Genomic DNA, 24,129 nt, shown 5'->3' with positions numbered 1-24,129 from the left:
TCCACTGCATTTTGGCGCACAAGTGTACGCCAACATCACAGAGCGGCAACAGTATCAGTTTGTTCCATACCGTAAGCCGGCTTTGCCTCCACCACATAACGCAAGGGTCCGGAGGCGTCCAGGCTGTCAAACGGGTAACAGGTGATCATTACCAGAGTACCCTGGGCCAGCGACCGGGTATCCAGAGACTCCCGGGAACTGTCCACCACCCGGGTGGCCGTCACCTGATAACGTCGCCACTGCCGATCCATGCCCTGCAGCCTGACCGCATCGCCCGGCTCCAGGTGCTGCAGATGGCGAAAGTGGGTGTCGCGGTGGCCAGCAAGCACCACCGGCGCACCGGGACCTTCACTGCCTGGCACTCGCCCGGGACCAAAGGCCAGACTTTCACCATGCACGCCCTCCAGCACGATCATGGACACACCCTGTGCCGGTATATCCAGCTTCGCCACTGGCCAGGTATCGGCCCAGGGCCAGGGCCGAGCCTCGCTCTGCCGAGCCTGGCTTTCGGCCCAGGCCAGCTCCAGCATTTCCTGGGCCACCAGTGCCTTGAAGGGAATCCACAAACCAAAAACCAGCAGGGTGGCGGAACAACCCACCAGCAATAACAACGCCCGGTTCATAGTGTCTGCCTCCGGCTGAGCATGACAATGGCCAGCGAGAACATCAGCCCTACCAGCCCCAGGGCGGTCAGCAACGGGCCGAAGGTGGCAGTTTGCGGGTAACGCAGCATTCCGGGCTGGCTGCCGGCCGGCAGCAAGGTGGGCACGGCCTCCTGATTGAGGGATTCTGCCTCTGGCCGAGATACGCGCTCCTCAATGGCAACGAAACTGGTGAACGGCGACATCACACCATGGCTCAGCGATAGCTCGACGATGGCCGCCTCATCAGGCTCAGTGCCCGCCAGGCGTGCGCTGTCCAAAACCGCATCAATGCGCCCCCGGGCCCACTGTCGGTCCAGGCCCTTGCCCGGCGCAGCACTGGCAAGATCCAGGCTGGTACGCCACGGCCGGCCGCCGGGCAAACGGCCGGAGACCGTCACTTCCCCTTCAGCCGGTGCGCCACGAATCACCTGCACCAGAGGCTGACCATGGAACAGATCCCCCGGCTTGGCCGGGACCGGGTGTGCAACAGTACCGGGCCATTGCACCTCGACATCCGTCATCACCGGCGCTTCCATGGCGGCAAACAGTTTGCCCAGGGCTTTATCCACTTCCGCTGCGCTGTGTACCGCGGTGTACTGGCCCCGGCCCCAGCGCGCGGCTTCCCGGAGAAAATGCATATTTGGAGCAGAACCGATGGCGACGGTAAACAGCCGGCGGTTTCCAAGCCCGGTGCGGATCTGATCGAACAGGGCCGACTCATTGCCGACGGCGCCGTCGGTCATGAACACCATCTGCTGTACATGGCCAGTGGATTCCGAGCTGTCCATACCCATCGCCAGTGACAGCGCACCCGCCATTTCGGTACCGCCATCGGCGTCCAGATCCTGCACATAACGACGCGCCCGTGCCAGATAGTGGCCATTGGCGGGCACCGGTTGCGGATAAAGGGCATGGGCCTGGCTGTTGAACTGGATAACATTGAACCGGTCTCCGGGGCGCAGAGTATCGAGCCCGCGCAACAAGGCCGAGCGGGCCTGCCGGATGGACTCCCCGGCCATGGAGCCGGAGGTGTCGATAACAAACAGCAGCTCCCGGCGAAGAACCTGGCCGGTGGTCGCCGGGGGCATGACCATGGCCATCAGAAAATCCTCGCCTCGCCATTGCTGATGGAACAACGCCGCCGTCGGCGCCTGGCTGCCGGCGGGCCGCCAGCGCACGATCACATCCCGGTCCATCAATATCGGCCCGTGTTCCGGCGCCACTTTTGCGCGGCTACCCTCCAGCTCTACCTGCAAGGGATGGCTGGGGCTGGTCACCTCATCTACTGGTAACCCGGCTTCGATCTCCAAGGCAATGGTCGCGCGGTGACTGCCGGCGTTTACATCGTCAGGAAGCACCGTAAACGGACTGATTTCATCGGCGTCGGCAACTTGCGTGGTGGGTAATGACCAGCCGGATTGCCATGCACTGGCGGGCGCAGAAACAGGTGCGCCAGGCATGTATCGGGGTGTAAGCGTGGTAGGCAAACGCAACTCGAACTCGCCATGGCGATAGCTTACCGGTTGCTGATACTGCACTTCCACCGTCACCTCCTCGCCCGGTGCGATGTTGGCAATCCGGCTGGTGAACAGGTTCGGCCGGTTCTGCTCCACGGTCGCTGCTTTCTGGCCAGCCTGCTTTGCCTTTTCATAGTTCTGGCGAGCCTGGGCCCGGGGCTGTAGCTGGCCCACAATCCGCCGCTCGCCAACGGTCATGGTGAGGCCATAGACACTGGCCTGCTCCGGTAACGGGAATACAAACAGGCCTTCCTGCCAGACATCGCTGGTGTTGCGAAAGGTCCGGGTCAGGTGCGTCTGCGCCAGCAAGCCGGTCACCTGTACTTCAAACCGGCTGTCCAGAACCAGTGCCGGTTCCTGCCACGCACTGTTGCGCTCAACCAGATACAGCTGCCCGGGCTGCTCGGATTCCATGGCGCGGGCCTCGGCATACAACGGATGCACAAACAACATCAGCACCATAGCCAGCCAGAGGCTGATGCCCTCGGCGCAGCGGATCATGTTTCGTCTGGCGCGGGTCGACAGCAACGGTTTTAAGGAGGGATGGTGACATTCCGGCCGAACGACCGGGTTAGCAAGCAGCGATAGCAGCATCATTGGATTTTCCTTGTCTTGATGGTGATGCCACTATTTCAGCTCAGCCACGGGGCAACCCGATGGCAGAAACAGGCAGGCCGACGATGAAAAATGATGAATTATGGCAATGGCTTCTACATCGCTTGTGTGCCATGGTCAGCGTGATTTAATGGCACTGCGATTTCGTCGACAAGGCAGACTGAACCGACCATGAAGAAGCACATCGTCCTGATTGAGGATGAAGCCGGCATCCGCGACAACTATCGCGCGGCCTTCGAACGCCGGGGTTACCGGGTATCCACCTATGGCGACCGGCCAGCGGCCTGGCAGGTGCTGCGCCAGAGCCTGCCAGATCTGGCCATTATCGATGTCGGGCTGGGCGAGGAAGCCGAGGGGGGCTTTACCTTGTGTCAGGATCTGCGCAGCCTGTCCGCCACCCTGCCGATTATTTTCCTGACCGCACGCGACAGCGATATCGACTCTGTGCACGGCCTGAGACTGGGCGCCGACGATTACGTCACTAAAGACATGAGCCTGGAGCATCTGTTGGCGCGCATCACCGCCCTGCTTCGGCGCGCGGAAGCCTGGGCCGAAGCGCTGCAGAAACCCGATGACATCCTCACGCGGGGCAAGCTGACCCTGAATGTGGACCGGATGACGGTGGCCTGGCAGGGCCAGCCTGTGGACCTGACCGTGACCGAATTCTGGATGTTGCATGCCCTGGTTCAGCACCCGGGCCATGTGCGCAGCCGCGAGCAGCTGATGGAAGCCGCCAGCACCGTGCTCGATGACAATACCGTGACGTCCCACATCAAGCGTATCCGCCGCAAGTTCAGCCAGCTCGATGACCAGTTCGACGGCATTCAGACCGCCTATGGCATGGGCTACCGCTGGAATGCCCGTGAGGTCTGAGTCTTGAGCCTGAAACGGCAGTTGCTGCTGGCCAGTTTGCTGATGCTGCTGATTCCCTGGGCAGGGCTACGCTTTGTGCTGGAACTGGACAGTGCCCTGCGCCAACAGGCCCTGCAGCAGCTTCAGGCCCAGGGCGCCCGTCTGGCAGACGTGGCCGGCGACCGGCTGCTGGATACCCCGGTCGTCGCCGACCAGGCCGCCATCTACGCAAGCAGCACCGACCAGGCCATCACCATTGACGGCTATGGCCATGAGTGGCCCGGATTCGACGAGGGCGATCAGCCTGCCCCCTGGCAAACCGCCGGCACAACATCCCCAATACGCTGGCAGGCCAGTCACGATGATCAGTTCCTGTATTTGCTGATCCAGCGGCTGGATCAGGGCCTGGCGTTCTATAATCCGGCCCGGCCTGACCAGGCCCATGAACACTTTGAATTATGGCTCCAGGCGCCGGCGCGAGAACTGGGCGCTCGCAACCAGGACCAACGTTGGTTTATCCGGGCGGTGGCCCCCGGTGACGTGCCGGTGTATCGGGCTGAGCCAGCACAAGCCAGAGATCACCGATTACAGGCCAGCTGGCAGGACAAAGGCGCAAGCTGGGAACTGGAACTGAAACTCCCCTTGCCATCGCCCGGCAGCCGGCTGGGATTTCAGGCCACCCGGGAAGGCCAGCCAGACAGCAACGCGGGGACAGCACTGGCACCACCGCCGCTGCTGGTGCAACAGGACAGCCGTCTGGAGCACCTGCTGAAGAGCCAGATCAGCCTCGGGCAGCAGGCCACGGTACTGGAACCGGGAGCCTGGATACTGGCCCACAGTCGGGTCGCTGCGCCAGCCCCAGCCTCAGTGTTTGATGACTTGTCCCCCGGGCAGATTCTGGAACAAATCAGCCTCAATGCACTGAGCGGGCTGATTCGCCTGTATCAGCCGGAACCGATGCACTTGTCAAAGGAAAACAACCGGCTGGAGATGACCAGGCTGCCCGACAACGGCCTGGTTCGGCACGACGATGGCTCGGTCTGGCTGGCCACCCGGCATGAGCTGTTCGGCGGCCGTACCCTGTTACTGGAGCAGTCTCTGGATCAGTTACTGACCCTGTCCGGGTCGACCCTGGGGAGCGTTCTGGCCCGGAGCCTGTTGATCATTCTGGCATTGATGCTGGTGTTACTGGGTTATGCCAGCTGGCTTTCCTGGCGCATCACCCGGCTGCAGGCGCTGGTTGAGGCCAGTGTCGACGACGATGGCCGCATTCTGGCCGCCATTCCCTCACCCCGGAGCCGGGACGAACTCGGGCAACTGCAACAGCACTTTGCCCAGATGGTGGCCCGTCTGCAGAGCTACAACCAGTATCTGGAAAGCTTTTCCAGACGCCTCTCCCACGAGCTGAAAACCCCGGTCGCGGTGGTGCGCTCCTCCCTTGAGAACCTGGCCCAGGGAGTCGCCGAGAAAGATCGGGAACAATACCTTGAGCGCGCAGCCACCGCCACCGAGCGCCTGCGACATATCCTGCACAGCATGAGCGAAGCCGCCCGGCTGGAGCAAAGCTTTGAGGACACCGAAAAAGAGCCGTTTGATCTGGCCCGGGTGCTGGCCGAAGCCACCTCCGCGTACCAGCAGCTGGATACCCGGCACCGTATCGTTTATTCGGGCCCGGCCTCTGATTGTGTGATGAACGGCTCACCGGAAATGCTGGTACAGATGCTCGACAAGCTGGTGGACAACGCCCGGGACTTCACGCCAGAAGGCGGCGGCATTGATGTTTGCCTGCACACTCGCGATAGCCATTATCTGATCGAGGTGTTCAACGAAGGCTCCCGGCTGCCGGACCATGACGGCGTCGATATTTTCGGTGCGTTCGTCTCGCAACGCAGCGGCGCTCACGACGGGCACCTTGGCCAGGGTTTGCTGATCGTGCGACTGATTGCCGACTACCATGGTGGCCGGGTAGAGGCCAGAAACCAGCACCAGAGTGGCATTGACGGGGTCTGTTTCCGGGTTATCATCCCCGCTACCGAGGCCAAAGCAAGGACATCACCGTGAGTGCCGACACCAACAGCCTGGATTTTCACCCGCTCCGGGCGGATCTGTATCAGGAACTTCATTCCCGACCGTTCCAGATCATTCCGCCCCATGCCCGGGTCACCCAGATTGCGGTGATCACCACACCGGAACAGCGAACCCGGCAGTTTGAACATCTCCAGAAACTGCACCGGCTGCTGGGCGAACCCTGGCCGGAGCAAGAGGTAAGCTGCTACGAACAGAGCTTCGGCAAGCTTCGCATCCGGCGTGAAGTGCACATGGAGTTTACCTCCTACACCTTCATCAATCTGGCCGATTCAGACGCGGATCCGTTTGCCGAAACCGGCCTGAGCCTGTTGCCGGACGGCTGGCTGGCGCAGCTGGAGGGTACCGTGGTGGGGGCCTTTCACGTTGAGGTGCGCGCCTCCTCAGAGGACGCACGCAGCGAGCTGGCCTTTATGCGCAAACATTTTGAAGGTATGCGCCTGGTGGGTAGCAGCCCGCAGGAAGGGGCAGCCCGGGTACTCGGCTCATTCCAGTTGCACAGCGACAATTTCGGGCGGTTCATGGTGCTGAACCACCATATGTCCAACAGCCAGCTTGGTCGACTGGTTCAGCGTTTGATGGAAATCGAGACCTATCGCCTGATGTCGTTGCTGGCCTTACCCGTGGCCCGGGAAATCACCCCTTCCCTGAACGACATGGACCAGCAGCTTGCCCGCATTACCCAGTCTCTGGCGGACAACGAGAGCCTGGATGAACAGCAGATTCTGGCCGAACTGACCAACATCGCAGCCCGAATCGAAGCCTACCGTGCCCATACCACCTTCCGGTTCTCGGCGACCCGGGCCTATCACCGGCTGGTGCTGACCCGGCTGGAGGAACTACGGGAAGACGAAGTCTCCGGCCACCTGACCATCACTGAATTCATGACCCGGCGCCTGACCCCGGCGGTAAAAACCTGCGAAGCCGTCAACGAACGCCTGGAAGATCTGTCACGCCGGGTCGACCGGGCCTCTGAAATGATGCGCACCCGGGTTGAGCTGGCCATCCAGAGCCAGAACCAGCAACTGCTCAGTTCCATGGACCGCCGTTCCCGCATCCAGCTGATGATGCAGCATACCGTGGAAGGCTTCTCTGTGGTGGCCATCTCCTATTACCTGATTGGCCTGTTGAAACTTGGGCTGGACGCCCTGAAGGGTACCGGGCTACCGATCAACGAATCACTGGTGACAGCCCTGGCCATACCGGTAGTGATGGTGCTGGTGTTCATCGGCATCCGCATCATCCACCATCGTTTCATCCGCATGGCACGCCGGCAGTAGCGGTTCAGCAGAAGCGCGGATCCCCGGCGAACTGGCGATAGAACTGCTGGGCAGTGCGGCCATTGCGCACGCCCTTGCCGGTGGCAAAGCGCACCGCCTCCAGGTGCAGAGCTTCACGGTCCTGTACCTGGGGAAACAGCAGATCCACCGCCTGCAGATAGACATCCTGCGAAAACGGGTAGAACGACAACTGAAGACCGAACCTGTCGGCCAGCGACACCTGCTCCTCAATAGCCTCGGCCGGATGCAGTTCGCCATCCCGGACTTCGCTTTTGAGGTTGTCGCTCATGAATTCCGGCATCAAGTGGCGCCGATTAGACGTGGCATACACCCGCACATTCTCCGGCGGCAGCTCCAGTGAGCCTTCCAGCACGCTTTTCAGTGCCTTGTACCCGGATTCCCCCACATCGAACGACAGGTCATCGCAATAGATCACAAACCGGAACGGCAGATCGCAGATGTCGTCGACAATTTCAGGCAGATTGACCAGGTCGTCCTTGTCCACCTCGATCATGCGCAAGCCCTGATCGCAATAGCGGTTCAGAAGGGCCTTGATCAGCGAAGATTTGCCCGTCCCCCGCGATCCCCAGAGCAGCGCATTATTGGAGGGCTCACCCGCCAGAAAACGTTCGGTGTTCCTTGCCAACGCCTGCTTCTGGTGGTCGATGCCGGTCAGCGCCGGCCACTGCACCGGGTCCAGCCGGCGAATGGCCCGCAAGCCTGAACGATGCCTCCGCCAGACGGCGGCTGGTGTGTGTTGCCAATCAAACGCCTGTTCTGCCATGGGCTGCGGTTCCTCGTTGAAGATTTCACAAAGTCTGTATGAATTCTGGCCAGCTATGGCTGTCAGAGGTTACGATTTGCAACTACACTGTAGCGGTAAGCAACATAGAAGGTTCATTTTGACATTCCCCACGTTTTCAACGCTACAGCGCCCGATCTTAGTCGTCTCCCGGCTATCTTTCATGGCTCTGCTATTGTCGTTGGTTGTTGCCGGGCTCGCCCGGGCAGAGTCCCCTGAGGACAGGCCTCCGGTGATTACCATCGGCGTAGTCGCCGATAACGAACCATACAGTTTTTTCGAGGGACGCACCCCAACGGGATTTTCCATTGACGTCCTGCGAGAAGTCGCTCGTAACGCCAACCTGACCTTCGATTTCCGGGCCGGCAGCTGGCCAGACATTTACGCGGCATTCCTGCGGGGCGATCTGGACGCCATTGATGGTATTTCCTGGCGCCCGGAGCGGGCTGAAAAGATCCTGTTTACCGAACCCTACCATTTTCGCGAAGTCTACCTGATGCGCGACAGCGCTCGTTACCTGCCACCAATCCAGAATCTGAAGGACCTGGCAAGCCTGGAGATCGGGGTGGTGGAGAACATATACTACCTGGATCGGCTGCAGGAAGAAGACCTCACCATACAGACCTACGACACCCTGCCCAGCCTGGTGCGCGCCCTGGCTTTTGGCTGGGTGGATGTGGCCGTTGGCCCACGACTGACTATGGAGTACCTGGCTAACCGGGCCGGCTTCCGATTTCTGGAAATGGTCGGCCCTGCACCCTTGAACCAGTTATCACGGGAGGACTTTCGAATTGGCGTCAGAGTTGGCGATCAGGCTCTGCTCGACCGATTGCAGGCAGGGCTAAGTGCCATTCCGGCAAGCTACCTGAGCAACCTGCGTGAGCGCTGGCAGGAATTCGGTGGCGTTTCCACAGAACGGTCCGCCAAGCTACCGTTAAGTTCGGAACAACTGCAGTTCCTGGCCACCCTCGGACCGGTTCGGGTCGGTTTCATGGATGATTATGCCCCCTTCAGCTTTACTGACGGTGGCCGAACCCTGGGCCTGAGCGTGGACGTTATGAACCGTCTGGCCGATCTCACCGGCCTGCAGATTATTCCGGTACGCGGCCAGTGGGACGAGCTGATTCCAATGCTGCAGAACGGCGACATCGACATCATGGCAAACATGTCCTATCGCCCGGAACGGGAAGCCTTTGCTCGATTCACCGAGCCTTATCACACTATCCCCAATGTCATATTTACCCGCAGTGACGGCTTGGACTACGCCCGGCTGGAAGACCTGAGAAACTACCGCCTGGCCATCGGTGCCGGCATCTATTACGAAGAAGCCGTCAAAGAGATTCTGGGCACAAAAAATCTGCTCACCTTCAGCACCCAGGAGCCTATGTTCCAAGCGTTGGCCAAGGGCGACGTGGATGTGGTGATCAATGCCCTGCATTCGGGCAATTACTGGATACATGAACTTGGCATCAGCGGCGTACGTATTGCCGGCGAACTGGTACTTCCCGGTTTCACCGGAGAGGACCTGCGCTTCGGCATCCGGCCGACCCTGTCGCCCCTGGCAGATATCCTGAACCAGGCTCTGGCGTCCATCTCACCCACCGAACAGAGAACCATCGAAACCCGCTGGCTCGGCGCCACGGCCCGCCGGGCAGATCAACCGAGTGGCCGAATTGAGTGGAACGAAACGGAATCCGACTGGCTGCGACAGCATAATCGCAGAGTCCGTATTTGTGTCGATCCGGACTGGAGCCCACTGGAAGCCGTCGAGAATGGCCAGCATGTTGGACTCTCAGCCCAGGTACTGGAGCTGTTCCGGGAACGGGGTGACCTCAATTTCCAACTGGTGCCAACCGACAGCCGGCGGGAATCCATTGACGCCGCCCGCGACCGCCGCTGTGACATGTTCCCTCTGGCTATGGAAACCCCGGAACGCACCAGCTATATGAGCTTCACCACACCCTACCTTGAAGTGCCTAATGTCATCATGGGGCGTATTGAGGCACCGTTTATAGAACGGCTGAGTGATATGGGAGACAGGCCCGTTGGCGTGGTCGACGGCTACGCGTTTGCCGAGCTCCTCAAGCAACGTTACCCCTCGCTGCAGCTCGTTCCGGTTGGCTCCGAGCAAGAAGGGTTACGGCAGCTGCAAAACGGCAAACTGGCCGGCTACATCACCACGCTGGCGACCGCCAGTTATTACATGCAGTCACTCGGCCTGGCTGACCTGAAAGTGATCGGCCGGGTTCCTGCCGACTGGTCTCTGGCCATTGCTACTCGAAATGACGAGCCTATACTGCACAACATCATGCAGCGGCTGGTTTCCAGCCTCACTCGCGAGGAGAGGGAAAACCTGGAGAGTACCTGGCGTAATCTCCGGATTGAGGAACGGGTTGATTACACCCGTTTCTGGCAGATTCTGATTGCCGGCCTTGTGATAACGGCTCTGCTGGTGTACTGGAATCGCAAGCTCGGCCGCCTGAACCGGGAGCTGGCCGAGGCCAACGAAGCATTATCACGGCTGAGCGTAACCGACAATCTCACTCAACTGGGTAATCGCAGCTATTTCGACCGCGAGTTTCCCCGCAGCTTCCAGTGGTGCCAGCGCCATAAAACCGGATTCGCGGTTGCCATGGTAGATGCCGACCACTTCAAGAAAATCAACGACACCTGGGGCCATGAAGCCGGTGACCAGTGCCTTCAGGCACTGGCTGATGTGATGCGGGAGCACTTCCGCCGGGAAACCGACCGGTTGTCGCGTTTTGGTGGTGAGGAATTCATAATTTTCACCAGTTACGAAGACGCATCCGATATCATGGACCGACTGGAACGTTTCCGGACAGCGGTTGCCAACCGGCAGTGCGATACCTGCCAGGGTAGCCCGATCGAACTGACGGTCAGTATTGGCCTCGCCTATGGCGTGCCCGAGCCGACCGGCTCACCGTCAGAGTATCTGAGGCAGGCCGATCAGGCGCTCTACGCCGCCAAGGGCAATGGTCGAAACCGCCTGGAAGCAAGACAGACCGGACGCAAGACATAAGGAACAGGAGCAGAACATGGCACGTATCTATAACGACAATTCCCTTTCCATCGGCAACACACCGCTGGTGAAGCTGAACCGGGTAAACGATGGCGCAACGATCTGGGCCAAGATCGAAGGCCGGAACCCGGCCTACTCGGTCAAATGCCGGATTGGTTCCGCCATGATCTGGGATGCCGAAAAACGCGGTACCCTGAAACCCGGCATGACTATTGTCGAGCCCACCAGTGGTAACACTGGCATTGCCCTGGCCTATGTTGCCGCTGCCCGCGGTTACAAGCTGATTCTTACCATGCCGGCCTCCATGAGCCTGGAGCGGCGTAAGGTTCTCAAGGCCCTGGGAGCCGAACTGGTACTCACCGAACCCGCCAAGGGTATGCCGGGCGCCATCGCCAAGGCCGAGGAGATTTTTGCCTCCGACCCGGACAACCACTTCCTGCCGCAGCAATTCCAGAATCCCGCTAACCCGAAGATTCACGAGGACACCACCGGCCCGGAAATCTGGGACGATACCGACGGTGAAGTGGATATCTTTGTTGCCGGCGTTGGTACCGGCGGCACGCTGACCGGCGTATCCCGATACATCAAGCAAACCCGGGGCAAAAGTATTACCACCGTGGCGGTGGAGCCAGCGGATTCACCGGTCATTGCCCAGACACTGCGGGGCGACGAGATCAAACCCTCCCCGCACAAGATTCAGGGTCTCGGTGCCGGCTTTGTACCCAAGAACCTAGACCAAGACCTGGTCGATCAGGTAGAGGCCGTGTCCAACGAGGACGCCATGGCCATGGCCCATCGCCTGATGCGGGAAGAGGGCATTCTGTGCGGTATTTCCTGCGGGGCTGCGGTGGTGGCCGCGATTCGGGTCAGCAAACAGCCGGAACACCAGGGCAAAAACATTGTGGTGGTATTGCCCGATTCGGCCGAGCGTTACCTCTCGTCGGCCCTGTTTGCCGATACCTTTGGCGAGCTTGAGAATCAGCAGTAATTCTCACCGTGCCTGAAAACAAAAAAGCGCAGCCTCTAAGGGCTGCGCTTTTTTTAACGACGCCAGTGTCAGAACTGGAATTTCAGACCAACCCGACCGGTATCGAAATCCGGACCGTCGTTGGTTACCTGGCCGTTGAAGTCGTCTTCATCGATGTCCACATTGTAGCGGTTGTACTCAGCAAACGCCGTCAGCTGTTCGGTTACCCGGAAGTCGACACCGGCACCGACAAACGGATTCACCTCATCGTAGGTTTCGTCCTCATCGAAGGCTTCAACATCAAACGCGGAAGCAAACGCACCGGCCTTGCCATAAACGCCAAAGCTGTCGGTCAGTGGCAGGCGACCGATGGCACTCAGGCCCGCGCCTTTAAGCTTACCTTCCACGTCATCATCGCCGAAATTGCCAAAATCGATGTATTCGGCTTCAAGGGCAAAGAATTCGTTGAACTGATAGCCCAGAGCCGCGCCAAGCAGATCGTTCTCGTCCTCGAATTCGCCACCGTGGGCCTTGTATCCCCCGTAACTACCACTGATGTACGGTCCTGACTTGTCGCGGCTGACATTATCCTGAGCCCAGACAGCAGGGGCAGTGAAGACGGCAGCAGTCAGAACAGTTGCACACGCAAATCCAGCTTTGTAGCTCATAACGCGTTTTCCTCTGTGGTTGGGTTTTCCATTCGTCGAAACGATCAATCGGAAATCCTGTTTCCCGATTGCGTAAAACCAGCCTACAGAAGAATTCAGGGGTACCGGGTTAAAACCGGACTAAGATTTATTCACATTCCTGTCATCTCGTTCCCGCAGATAACCGTCGGTAATCCGCGTCACGGCCGCTCCCGCCATCGCCACACTGCCATAACTCAGCCGGGAAATGCCGTGGTGCCATACCCGAACCACTCTCGCCCCGGGCCGGGTAACCGGCACAGTTTCCAGTATCCGAAAGCTTTCTTCGGCCACCGACAAATGAACCCGCTGCAGCTTCACCGCGCTGTGTTGCATCCCGTGAGCGAGAAGATCTACCAGAGCCGCCAGCTCCTGACCGTTACGATAAATCGGCCGGCCAGTGTTGAAACGCAGTTTCAGGGCGCTGGCATCGCCAAGCTGTTCCGCCAGGTAGCTCCCATAGTGGTAACCCGGTCGCGAGGGAAAATCCCATACCGACTCCAGTTCCATGAGGCCGTGGATCGACAGGCACAGGGTACGGCCGGGCACCTCGGGTTCCGGTTTCTCTACCTGCAGCTCTGTATCTCCGGCAAATACGGACATAGGAACGGCAAGACCATTGCCACGATGCTCCAGCCAGTCGCCAAGAAAACCACTGGCGATGGCCGCTACCTGTTGCTGGATTCGCCCGGTTGAGACCTGAGGTGCCATCATCATTCTCCTGTTGATAACTCCAGTGTACGCCTGCCAGGGACAATGGCTATGGCGATAATCGGGCCAGAATACGGCTCACGGGCGAATGGCTGCCAACGCTTCGGCTCAAGGAAGTTTAATCTGCCGGCAAGGGCGACAGAGAGGGAATCCTGATACGCTTTCGAACCGTATTTGTCGTTTAACCGGGAAAATACAAGGAAGCATCCAATGCGATCTGCTGTTCTCTTACTCACTCTGACAAGCCTGATTTTCTCCGCGCTTCCGGCATCGGCCGAAAGCACAGAAGAGGCCACACCGGAACCCGAGGTTATGGGGTTCGTGGAATGGGTGGTAATGGGCGAAACCGGCATACGCCTGAAAGCCCGTCTCGACACCGGTGCCAAGACCTCCTCACTGCATGCGGTCAATGTTGAACCGTTCGAGAAGGACAATGAAGAGTGGGTCCGGTTCCAACTTCCACTGGGCGACCACAAAGACCAGCCCAGTGAAGGGGATATTGATCACGAAGAAGTGATTCTCGAATTCGAACGGCCGGTATACCGGACCGTTCTGATCAAGCGCAAGGGCGCGCCGTCACAACGCCGATACGTGATAAAAATGGACTTCTGTATTGGCGGCAAAACCCATGAAACCCAGTTTTCACTGACGGATCGGGGCAAGTTCTCTTATCCGGTGCTGCTGGGCCGTCGCTTCATGCGCGATGACAACATCCTGATCGACTCAGGCCGCAGCTTTATCGTTGAAAACGAGTGTGAATACAGCACCCTCGAGGAACTCGCCGAGAGTAAGAAGGCGCTGGCAGGCTGAACTATTCGATACTCTCCGGTTCGTCATTACGAATTCTTAGAAAGCTGGCGAACCGGGGTAAGCCTGTAGCCGTGAGGCCGCGATAGCGGAACGTAACCCGGGCGCCAATAGCAGGCGGATTGTGCCGCTCCTCATCGGTGAACCCGGTACCAAGCCGGAACCGGCGGCCACTCTCCAGCTCCACCTCCAGTGCCCCCAATAATCCCTCATACTTGCCCTGACCGGGAAGATGAGCAACCACCCTGGCTTCCGCATCCTGATGGCTTTTCACCTTGAGCAGGTCATCTGAACGGCCCGCCTGATACCAACTTTTCCGGCGTTTCAGCATCAGTCCTTCACCACCGGCTGCTACCGTTTGCTGAAGCCGGGCCATCAGCTCCTCGTGGCTGGCAATCACCCGCTGCTCCACCAGCACCAGATAACGGGAATCCGCCGCTGCCAAGAGTTTCTGCAACCGTCTATAGCGCTGCTCGAAAGGCACATCCGCCTCGGGCAAGTCAAAGACATGGAAGCGCACCTGACGCCATTCTTGGTCTACTGGCTGAACTTTGCGGACTACGCCAGACAGTTCCGCAAAACGGCCACGACCGCTCCAGAGTTCGCCATCCAGGGGGTGAGCGGGAAACTGACGGGTAAACCAGGCCGGTGCGCTATACCTGTACCCGCCCCGAGACCAGAGCGTCTCGCCATCCCAGAATGCCCGGACACCGTCCAGCTTTTCACTGACCCAGTAGTCTTCCAGGTTGACCCCGGGATGGTAGACATTGGCGAGCGGAAGAGCCGGCGGCCGGGCACTGGCATGCCCAAACGCTGAAAGGAAGATTGATACAACAATAAAACTGAATGCCAGAGGCATCGCCCTGACACGGGTGGTATTGCAGAGTGGCATAGTCCTTTGCCCTGTTACGTCCCTGTTTACAGAATTCCGATATTGCGGCCCTTAAGCCGTTACATACTTCAGCAGCTCTACCACCTGTTCCGGCGTTTGAGCCCATGCCATGGCGGCGGCGTCCACTTCCTTGAGCGGATGCACAATGTCTTCGTCATGCAGGGTAATGTATGGCGTACCCATCGCCGCACAATAACCGGCGTCGAAGGCCGCGTTCCACTGCTTGTACTTGTCACCAAAGCGGATCACCGCCAGATCACACTGCTCAAGCAGGGTTTTGGTGCGGATGGCGTTTACCTTGGACGACTGGTGGTCACGCCAGAAATTGTTTTCCGGCTTGCCCAGGAAGTCACCTGCGGCATCACTGGATTCGTGATCGGTATTGGCAAACGTGAACTCTACCGGCAGGCCGGCCGCCTCGGCACCCGCAGCAATCTGCTCGCGCCAGTCGGTGTGGATTTCGCCAGAAAGGTATACGGTCCAGATCATGTTGGGCTCCTTACGCCAGTTTAAAGCCGGCCAGTCTAACCTACGGGCCGGTTTTAATGTAGGCGCCTGGACGACCACCGCACCCGGGTGTACTCAAGCCAGTGACATTACTGTCGGCCACATGCAGACTTTTCCTACAAAAATATGACCCATCTTCCTACACACTATTTCTGCCATTCCGGTACATTCGGCCGCCCCAAGAACCCATCTGGAGTATCGAATGGACGCCCCGGCAATCTCACGGACAGAGAAACTGCTCTCTGCTGTTCTGAATAATCTGAAAAAATATCTGTTGGCCATCGCAAGCTCGCTGTTCGCGGTCTTCCTGGCCATGTCTTCCTTTTTTACCACAGAGCTGGGCTACACCTATGTGGTTCAGGACACCCTGTTTGGCACCATCCGCGTGTTCACCGAGCCCGGCCTGCACTTCAAGGTGCCGTTCTTCTCAAACGTTTATACCTACAACCAGGCCATGACCCTGAGTTTCGGTAACCAGGAGAGCGGTGAAAAGATCAAATCCACCCGCCAGCTGGGCGAAGTGGAAGTGCAGTTCGCTGACACCTACACCGCCCGGATTCCGGCCACTTTCCGGTTCCGACTGTCAGCAGATCCCGAAAAGATTGTGGCTATGCATCGTGAGTTCCGCAGCTACGACAACCTGATCGATTCCCTGCTGATCAAGAACGCCAAAAACGTGACCGTAGTGACCGCTACCCAGTACACCGGCGAAGAGTTCTTCCAGGGTGGTCTGAACAAGTTCAAGGTTCAACTGGAAGACCAGTTGCAGAATGGCCTTTACGAAACCGAGCGACAGCAGGTGGAAGTGGAGCAGACCGACCTGGCTGCCGTATCTTCAACCAATGACGACGGCGACCGGCTGGAGCGGAAAGTGCAGCTGGTCTGGAAGAACATCATCCTGCAGGACAGCGCCGGCCAAGCCAAGCGCATTGCCAACCCGCTGGATGCTTATGGGATTCAGGTACGCCAGGTGACCATTGGTCGTCCGCTGCCCGAGAAGCGACTGGATGAGCTGCTGGTGAAAAAGAAGGACCTGGTCGCCAAGCGGATTACCGCGATCCAGGCCCAGGAAACCGCCCGCGCCGAAGCCAAAACCGCGCAGCTGGAAAAAGAGATCGAGAAGGCCCGGGCCATCCAGGACGCCCAGCGCAGCAAAGAACTGGCCATTATTTCCAAGCAGAAAGAAGTGGAAATGGAGCGCCAGCAGGCGGAACTGGAGACCGTCCGCAAAGAGAAAGAAAAGGCCGTAGCCGTGCTGGAGAAACAGAAGCAGCTGGAAATCTCGGTTGCTGAGAGAGACATCCAGAAAGCCAATGCCGAAGCCGCCACCTACGCTGCAAAAGCCATTCGTGAGCAAGGCCTGGCGGAAGCCGAAGTCGCCAAGGCACACCTGCTGGCCAAACAGGCCGCCCGGGATATCTATATGGCCGAAATCCAGCGCGATATCGCCCAGGTAATGTACCCGGCCCTGAAGGACGTAACCATCGACATGCCGGACTACTATGTCGGAGCCGACGCAGGCGCCAGCCCGGTCAGTAGCCTGGAAGTGTTTACCAGCCTCGGGGCCATGGAGCAGTTGCGCCGGGCGAACATTCCAACTGCCCCCAGATAATCTGCAGACGGCTGAGACCAGAACCATTGGCTGCCTCTTTGGGACACCCTTGCCGACTCCACAGCCAAGTGTTGGCAAGGGTTCTGACGACAAGCGTCGATTTTGATAAGCTTCCCCCTTATCAAACAAGGATGCATTGATTCCCAAGGAAACGGAGATTCCTGAATGAAGCTTGTCAGAGCGTTATGCCTGCTATCGCTCATGCTCTCCTGGAGCCCTCTGGCTACCAGCCAAGCCCCCTACCTCATGGCAAAGAACGGCCAGATTGATGACCTGAAGCTCTGGGTGCGGCTTCAAGGCAATCATGTTGATCCAGAGCATACTCGCTGGGCCGTCTTTGCCAACACCGCAGCAGAGCGCGGACATATAGAAACTCTGAAGTATATTCGCGATCTCGGGGTCGATCTTGGCCAGTTCAATAACCTGAACAACCTCGGAGAAAGCACACTTCACTCAGCCTCATCATCCAATCAGGTTAACGTTGTTCGTTGGCTACTGGCATCAGGTATCGATCCAAACCTTCAAAAGACGGTCAACCATTCAACCGCTCTTCATAAGGCCGCTCGGTATGGTGCTTCAGAAACTGTCACCATCCTGTTGGAAGCAGGAGCCGACCCGCTTATCAACTCGCGATCCGGTACCGCATTTGAATTGGCTGATAACGTCCATATCCTGCACACTCTGATGACCCACTGGCAAAAACAAGGGGATGGCATGCCGCCGCCTGGGATTTCTCCAGCGGCCTGGTGGTCATTCATCGGTCAGCCTGACCGGGTCCCGAATGACCTCCTGAGACAGGACCTCCATCAGACCAACTGTAATGCCCTGCATTGGGCAGCTGCATCGGGCCACTTACCCACACTGAGAAAACTGCTCCAACTAGCCCCCCGGGCGACTCTAACGAGCCATTGCTTTCAGAAATGGACCCCGCTGAAAATCGCCATTCTGTTCAACCAATCGGAGGCCGTTGGCGAGCTCCTGAATCACTGGCAGTCCGTCGACGTGCAAGATGTCAGACTTGCCGTAAAGTATGGTTCCGCGAAGATCGCAAGAGTGCTTTATGACTCCTTGCAGGAAGAGAAAGAGGATCTGGCGATTTATCCCCGAGACGGCAATGCTGTCTTGATCAATTATGATCCTGAGGATCTTGCCTATCTGGTCAAACAGCGAGTGATCAGTCCTGCCTGGTTGCTACAACAGATAGGTAACCACGGCAACCAGATGATCGAGCTTATTCCACTGGTGGTATCACAGGGAGTTCCTATCACTCAGGTTCTGCGCACGGGTCTGCAACTGGACAACACCTACCTCGTGGAGTGGGCTGTAAAACAGAACCCGCCATTGCAGCAGATCGACAGCAGTGTGTCATCCCCGTTTATGGTTGCAGCAGAAGCTGGAAACACCCTCCTTGCCAAACAATTATGGCACCCGGATGCCATATTGGGCGACGACAATTACTACGAACGGCTGGATTACTTCGCAGCAGCGGGATGGACAGAGAAGGTTCTGTCGTTTACTCATCGACGCGCAGACCTGCTGTCCTATGCCCTTATGGAAGCTGTTCGCTATGACAATGTTGATTTAATGATGGACCTTGTGAAAGCGGGCGCCAGAGCTCCACGCCGCCGGTGCAGTTCTGCTTTTCACGTGGCAACCCAGCAGAACTCATTACCGGCTGTTGCCTTGCTCGCCAAAACCCACGCCGATAACAAAGAGTGCCTGTCAGACGCTCTGCTCAGTGTTGTTGAAAGTGGCAGAGTAGATCTCCTGAGCCCGTTGCTGGAGTTCGGAGCCAACCCTAATGGTAAAGGGGATGGTTATTACAATGCCGTCGTTAGAGCGGTGCGGGATGAAAAACTCGTTGTTCTCATGGCCCTTCTGCAAGCCGGCGCCGATCCCGCCGTCGTTGATGAACCCGAGGGCACGATTCTCGAGCTTGCGCAAAAAGCTCTGGATAATTTGCCCGATTCTATACCTGCAGTCTCTGAGCCTGAGACTGAGCCTTCGTCTTTGTTAACGGCCTTAAAAAATAACGATCTTGAAACACTGCACGAGTTGATCCTGCAAGGGGCCAGTCTTACCCAAACCAACGATCAAGGCGAAACTCCCGCCCACATTGCGATACGGGCAGGGCAATTTGAAGCCGCATCCTTACTGCTGAACTACAAGGTGCTGCACAAAGCAGATAAACGAGGCCGAACCCCTTTTCATCTCATTGGCGCCTACGGCTCGCCTGAACTGGCAGCCCGAGCCATAGAGCTGAGCAAGGGCGTTCACCCGGACGACAAAGCCGGAAAATTCCCTCTGGATTACGCTGCTCGCATAAACGAGCCTGTCGCGCTGCTTCTCGCCAAAGCCGATGCCCGCCATGCCGACAACCTTGCAACTCTCGCTGCAATTTACGGCCAGGAAAGGCTGATGAGCTACCTGAGCAGAGAGTTTGCAGCGTTGGATTCCGGGCACTATGAAGAAAAGCCCGAAGCCGCCTATTTTATGGTCGCCCTCGCACAACAAAACCGTGATTGGTACGAGATGCTTCTGGATCAGTCCCTTGACCCAAACGATACCTTTGCCGGGGAGCCTTTGCTATCCATGGCCGCAAGGTACAACAACCTCCCAGCGTTTGAGTCACTGCTCCAGAAGGGTGCAGTGTTTCGGCCGAGCCTGTTTATGCGTAAGTACAGCGCGACCTACCAATTTGCACTGCTGTCCCAGAAGCCGGAACTGGCTGAAACGCTGCTCAATTCCATGGATTCAGGTAAAAGAGCCGAGTTCCTTATCGCCAGCCTGGAGCCTCTTTCGCAGGCTATGCCTGAAGAGCAGCTGGTTTCATGGCTCAAACAGCAAGGACGCGCGGCTCTGGAAGAACCCTTGGCAGATGTGTTGAACCCGCTCATTCGTTCGGGAAAAAACCTGTCTTTGATCAACGCGTTGGTTCGCAGCGGCGCGGATCTTGGCGACAAAGATTATTCCGGCTCATCACCGGTTCAGGAGGCAACAGAGGTTCTTGGGGAAGACATCGAGTGGGGGCACCGTATCGCTCTTGTCCGCCTGCTCCAGCAAGCCCAACAAAACAGGCAGACTTCCCCGCTTCTGGACCGCCTGCGCCGACTGTTCACGAATACCGACGAACCCACACCCCCTGTCTGGAGATACCTTCAGGAAGGTTACAGCGTGTTGGCAACTGTTGATCGAGAAAAGCTCCCCGAAGAGGACCCCGTTAGCAGACTGACACTTCTGGATGCAGCGGTCCTCCAGAACGACACTGAGGCTATTGAATCCCTGCTGAAAAACGGTGCCACAGTGACACCACAAACTCTCCATATCGCGGCACACACTGGCAAGGTTGAGGCACTTCGGGCCCTCCATCCCGCGATATACGACCTTAATGCCCGGGATTTCAGAGGGAATACCCCTCTCATGACCGCCGTCAAAGCCGACCGGGAAGACATGGTGGAAGCCATGCTCTCAATGGGAGCAAGGCCAAATGTCTACAACCAGGACTATCGATTCCCGCTAAAACTCGCTGTGTTCAATAAATCAGAATCTGTGGTTAAACAGCTACTGAACCACGGCGCCCACCCCGATGGGTTCAGCGAGCAGATGTCATCCAACGCGTTGCGCGACGCGGTTGTTAGTGGAGATCTTGAGATAGTCAAAATGCTTGTCAACGCGGGAGCGAGTGAAGACCCGCTCTTCGGCGCACCTCCCTACAGCGTACTCCCGGCTGCATACAAATTCGCCCCCAAAGATATTGTTCTCTATCTGGAGGATACCTTTGAGCACACGACGGAACAGCAGCAGAGTGAACTCGATCTGGCCTGGGAGCATGGTAGTGAATGGGCGAGAGGGCACTTATTGCAGCGTGGGGTTGCGTTCTAGCCTGCTGGGAAAACTCGAGACCGCTTTCCCGTGGCATCGGCAGACTGGTAAAAACCTTTTTCGGCCTTGGGAATCTGGTGGTTGGTAAACCGCAGGGCCGATTGGTATCTGTGGCATTCCGGCGTTATGACACCCTGCGGCACAAGAAGCTGGCCCTCTGGCTGTATACGTCAGTTTCGGGTCAGCCCGGTATCAACCAAGCATGACAACCAGTAAGAACAAAAAGGCCATGAAGCCAACGCAGATACCTATCACGGCACCTGGGCTATCAAGATCTTTACCCGACGCAGACTTCCTCCGGGGCTTGAAGGGTATGACTGTCATCGAAACAGTAATCGACATGAGGGATGGCCCCTTGCTTGGCGGCAACTTTTTCGCTCCCCGCTCTACCCAATGAGCGAAGCTAAAGGGGGCGTGCCGAGAAAACTGTCGGCACGGTCCAGCCCGGTTCTATTCAGTTCCTTGGCCTGATTACTTTGTTCAGGGACGACACCAGAGTGACAAGCATAGGAGCCGTAATAACTCGGCCAGGTGGAACCCGCGAGTTTGCTGCGGCCTTTGAATCCAGCCTCAAAGACATTAACCCCATCCAGGGGTGCGTGTGGGCTCATATCCATATGATTCTTCTTGCTCAAAATGGTGTTCAGGCTCGGAAACGACCTTTTCCTCGCTTCTGTTGTTGCTTCTCCTCACGACCCGCTTGCCATTCAGAGACTGGCCCCATCTGGGTAAACTTCAGGCCACGTTCATAAGCGCGTGCGAGTTGTTGATTCAGGTTCTGCAGTGCCTCAGACGGTTTGGCCCATTGCTCTTTTGGCAAAGGCGCGGACCAGGCTTTCAGCTCCTCGGGCAGGCTCTTCAGGGCCAGGGTGTTGATGCGGCGTTCGGTGATGATATGGGCCAGGTATCGCTGGAAGAACCAGTCGCCCACTTTCTTGCCCAGCCAGGGCAACAAGGACATCTCTTTGCAGGCTTGTCTGCACTTGGCTTTGTAGTGGGCCAGGGTTTCGTCCTCTTTCGGATCCGGGCAAGCCTCGGGACCGTTTTCCATAAACTGGCGAATACACTCCCATTGGGCCAGGCCGGAGGTTTCATGACCGACGTTGATGCTGGCAGCAGCCAGGGCCGATTCCGGGTCGTCTGGTTTCGGAATCGCCAGGGTGAGAACCGTGTGGGTAGCCATCAGGCTGGGGCCGATGTCCTGGCGGGTTTCGATGTAGGCGACCAGTTTCTCCCACGGGTAAATTTCGTAGACGATTTTGGGGTCGTGTTTTTTCTTCAGGCGGAGGGCGAAGAAGAAATAGGTGCCGATCAGGAGAGTCTCCACGCCTAAAATACTCAGCCCCCAAGTTACCAACATGCTCCGATATTCATCAGACGCGTTTTCCTGAGTTACAGCAGAAAATAGAAAACCGATGGTGAGAATTACCACAATGTACGCGATCAAGACCGTATTTATACTCCAAAAAAGCGGCTTGTAGACTTCTCGTCCGGTCAAACGTGGTATGGCAACCTCCCGGCGTTGTCGGTTCAGTCTAACGGGCGGCGATTCTTTTACTGCCTTAATGCCCAGGAAATGCACGTACAGCCCCCAGGGCAAAGAAATAAGAAGGTTTCCTACAAGCATGAGCAATGGTGCCTCCCAAGCCCAGTCGCTATGCTGGTTTTGCCCTACTAGGAACATAAAACCGAAACCCATAAAGCCGATCGAAAGTATGCCCAAACTCAGAAACATCAACGCAAACTCGGCGCTAAACAAAAGGTTTCCACCTTGCAAGTCCAGCCACCCTTCAGTTCTTCGCCTAATCCAAGCGTTGACGTCCACCGCCCGCTCCCCCGTATCTACCGGCTCGGGACTCAGAGCCAGTAAGCGGCCGTCCTTGGTTGTGCGGCGCACACCGACTTCCCAGGTGGATTCAGCCGATGGATGAGATGACGAAGTATCGTTGGTGTTGTTCAGATTGGTCATTCCATTAACCGTATATTATTTGGTCTTTTGCATTTAGTAACGAGACCAAACTGTCGACCTCACCCCACAGGCATTGAGAGAAGCACATGCTTTCAAGCATCTCCAAGATTGGTCGGGAGGGCTTCCTGCTCGCTCAGGACGCATAACTCAGCTTTTCCGCCATCAGGTCTGGCCTGCGCGTTGTATCGATGATGGAGACATCGGTAAACATGTCGTCCACTTTCTGCTTGAAGGTTTTATCATCCATATCCCGCCAGTAACGCGCCGGACGGCCCGTTGCCTGATCATGCTTTGCGGTGGTCGGGTCAAGGTGTCGATACTGCTCCAGCATGGGCAGTTCCGGCAGCGGCCTGGTGATATCCATGTAATTCTGGATGAAATCCCAGTAGGCGTAACACATGGTGGGACTGCCATGGGCGCCGAGAAGATCGCCAACGGTAACGTCCAGCTTGCTGTATCGGTGAGAGAGCACCAGATCAAACAAACTACCGAAACGGTCCACCCTCGCACAGCACCAGGCATCGAACTCGTAGAAAGGTTTTTCAACCACTACCGGAGGCTTTCTGGGAAGAAAAGGAAACTTTTTCGGGTATTGCCAGACCTTGATCATGCCGGTGCGACGGTTGAATTCCCATTCGGGGCCTCGGCCATTCCGGAAAAGCCACTTCGGGAAGAAGCGGAAGGCGAGATCTGCGATCAAAATGAGAATCCAGCCGCCTCCAAGAAAAATCAAATAGGGCAAGGCTTCATTTAGAGAATATTCCAACCAACTCTTTTCTCTCTCCTCGAAAAGAGTCATCAAGAGCAACATGAAAAAGGCTAATGGCGAAACAACATAAGACCAAAATTTACCGATAACACTCATTATGTCAAAGAATCGGCCCTGGAAAGCTAATGGTGCGTGCCGAAAGCACCCATGACTGTTTTCAACCTGAAGGTCATAGTCCTCAACACGATCCGTTCGCTTTTCTAGCCTCCGTAGCTTCTTGGGTGGATCGTCGGACAAAAAGCCAGGGGGCATAACGTCTCTGGTATTCCCCCAAGGCAACCGCAAACTGGCGGAACGATCCAGCCCCGTTCGATTCAGCTCTTTGGTCTGATTACTTTGGTCAGGAATTGCATCAGATTGATATGCACATGGTCCATAGTAAGGGTCAAAATTGCCTTCGCGGCGACACTTATTCGGCATATTCGTGAACTCTTTGACTGTACCAAAATGGCTAATTGTCACGCGCAAAATTGGGTCTACTATACTTTTCGT

Annotated in this window: 17 protein-coding genes; 8 read left to right on the top strand and 9 right to left on the bottom strand. The window is 57.3% G+C overall.

The window, feature by feature from the left end:
- Window positions 1-35: 35 nt before the first annotated feature.
- Together JIF53_RS13365 and JIF53_RS13360 are read right to left on the bottom strand one after the other, a co-directional pair.
- The gene (locus tag JIF53_RS13365; RefSeq protein ID WP_199452821.1) at window positions 36-623 is read right to left on the bottom strand and encodes a class GN sortase; all 588 of its coding nucleotides are present in this window, start codon (window positions 621-623) and stop codon (window positions 36-38) included.
- Window positions 620-2,758 (bottom strand): marine proteobacterial sortase target protein, encoded by a 2,139-nt coding sequence (locus JIF53_RS13360; RefSeq protein WP_199452819.1) that lies wholly within the window; start codon window positions 2,756-2,758, stop codon window positions 620-622. The genes JIF53_RS13365 and JIF53_RS13360 overlap by 4 nt, the downstream gene beginning before the upstream one ends.
- A gap of 189 nt (window positions 2,759-2,947) precedes the next feature.
- On the opposite strand from JIF53_RS13360, the gene pdsR reads away from it, so the two are divergent.
- Genes pdsR through JIF53_RS13345 form a run of 3 tightly spaced genes read left to right on the top strand, consistent with a single transcriptional unit; the run spans window position 2,948 to window position 6,993 of the window.
- Entirely contained in the window at window positions 2,948-3,649 is a 702-nt protein-coding gene (pdsR, locus tag JIF53_RS13355; protein WP_011787092.1) for a proteobacterial dedicated sortase system response regulator, read from the top strand.
- A gap of 3 nt (window positions 3,650-3,652) precedes the next feature.
- Entirely contained in the window at window positions 3,653-5,689 is a 2,037-nt protein-coding gene (gene pdsS, locus JIF53_RS13350; RefSeq protein WP_199452817.1) for a proteobacterial dedicated sortase system histidine kinase, read from the top strand.
- On the top strand, window positions 5,686-6,993 hold the full coding sequence (locus JIF53_RS13345; protein ID WP_199452815.1) for a DUF3422 family protein: 1,308 nt from the start codon (window positions 5,686-5,688) through the stop codon (window positions 6,991-6,993). The genes pdsS and JIF53_RS13345 overlap by 4 nt, the downstream gene beginning before the upstream one ends.
- A gap of 4 nt (window positions 6,994-6,997) precedes the next feature.
- Here the strand turns inward: JIF53_RS13345 and JIF53_RS13340 are convergent, their stop codons facing one another.
- Window positions 6,998-7,777, bottom strand: coding sequence for an ATP-binding protein (locus JIF53_RS13340; RefSeq protein ID WP_014422938.1), 780 nt, complete (start codon window positions 7,775-7,777; stop codon window positions 6,998-7,000).
- Between the two features lie 181 nt (window positions 7,778-7,958).
- Here JIF53_RS13340 and JIF53_RS13335 point away from each other — a divergent pair, with 181 nt between their 5' ends.
- Together JIF53_RS13335 and cysK are read left to right on the top strand one after the other, a co-directional pair.
- Window positions 7,959-10,835, top strand: coding sequence for a transporter substrate-binding domain-containing protein (locus JIF53_RS13335; RefSeq protein ID WP_206769605.1), 2,877 nt, complete (start codon window positions 7,959-7,961; stop codon window positions 10,833-10,835).
- Between the two features lie 16 nt (window positions 10,836-10,851).
- Window positions 10,852-11,823 (top strand): cysteine synthase A, encoded by a 972-nt coding sequence (gene cysK / locus JIF53_RS13330; RefSeq protein WP_199452813.1) that lies wholly within the window; start codon window positions 10,852-10,854, stop codon window positions 11,821-11,823.
- A gap of 68 nt (window positions 11,824-11,891) precedes the next feature.
- On the opposite strand, the gene JIF53_RS13325 is transcribed toward cysK, so the two are convergent.
- Complete coding sequence (locus JIF53_RS13325; protein WP_199452812.1) at window positions 11,892-12,470, bottom strand: porin family protein; 579 nt, start codon at window positions 12,468-12,470, stop codon at window positions 11,892-11,894.
- Window positions 12,471-12,590: 120 nt separating this feature from the next.
- Window positions 12,591-13,205 (bottom strand): hypothetical protein, encoded by a 615-nt coding sequence (locus JIF53_RS19480; RefSeq protein WP_228285569.1) that lies wholly within the window; start codon window positions 13,203-13,205, stop codon window positions 12,591-12,593.
- Between the two features lie 204 nt (window positions 13,206-13,409).
- On the opposite strand from JIF53_RS19480, the gene JIF53_RS13315 reads away from it, so the two are divergent.
- Window positions 13,410-14,009, top strand: coding sequence for an ATP-dependent zinc protease (locus JIF53_RS13315; protein WP_011787101.1), 600 nt, complete (start codon window positions 13,410-13,412; stop codon window positions 14,007-14,009).
- Between the two features lies 1 nt (window position 14,010).
- On the opposite strand, the gene JIF53_RS13310 is transcribed toward JIF53_RS13315, so the two are convergent.
- Entirely contained in the window at window positions 14,011-14,898 is an 888-nt protein-coding gene (locus JIF53_RS13310) for a DNA ligase (protein ID WP_199452810.1), read from the bottom strand.
- Window positions 14,899-14,949: 51 nt separating this feature from the next.
- The gene (locus JIF53_RS13305; RefSeq protein ID WP_199452808.1) at window positions 14,950-15,387 is read right to left on the bottom strand and encodes a YtoQ family protein; all 438 of its coding nucleotides are present in this window, start codon (window positions 15,385-15,387) and stop codon (window positions 14,950-14,952) included.
- A gap of 220 nt (window positions 15,388-15,607) precedes the next feature.
- Between JIF53_RS13305 and JIF53_RS13300 the strand changes: the two genes are divergently transcribed.
- A complete protein-coding gene (locus JIF53_RS13300; protein WP_199452806.1) occupies window positions 15,608-17,017 on the top strand; it encodes an SPFH domain-containing protein in 1,410 nt (469 codons plus the stop codon).
- A 165-nt stretch (window positions 17,018-17,182) separates the two neighbouring features.
- Complete coding sequence (locus JIF53_RS13295; RefSeq protein ID WP_199452804.1) at window positions 17,183-20,899, top strand: ankyrin repeat domain-containing protein; 3,717 nt, start codon at window positions 17,183-17,185, stop codon at window positions 20,897-20,899.
- Window positions 20,900-21,542: 643 nt separating this feature from the next.
- Here the strand turns inward: JIF53_RS13295 and JIF53_RS13290 are convergent.
- A complete protein-coding gene (locus tag JIF53_RS13290; RefSeq protein ID WP_199452802.1) occupies window positions 21,543-22,868 on the bottom strand; it encodes a hypothetical protein in 1,326 nt (441 codons plus the stop codon).
- A 133-nt stretch (window positions 22,869-23,001) separates the two neighbouring features.
- Window positions 23,002-23,568, bottom strand: a complete 567-nt coding sequence (locus JIF53_RS19475; protein WP_228285568.1) for a hypothetical protein — start codon at window positions 23,566-23,568, stop codon at window positions 23,002-23,004.
- Window positions 23,569-24,129 lie beyond the last annotated feature (561 nt).

This window comes from Marinobacter sp. bablab_jr008 (assembly GCF_016464145.1).
Classification (GTDB): Bacteria; Pseudomonadota; Gammaproteobacteria; order Pseudomonadales; family Oleiphilaceae; genus Marinobacter; species Marinobacter nauticus.
The sequence above is the reverse complement of the archived record's forward strand: the minus strand, read 5'-3'. Positions and strand labels throughout refer to the sequence as shown.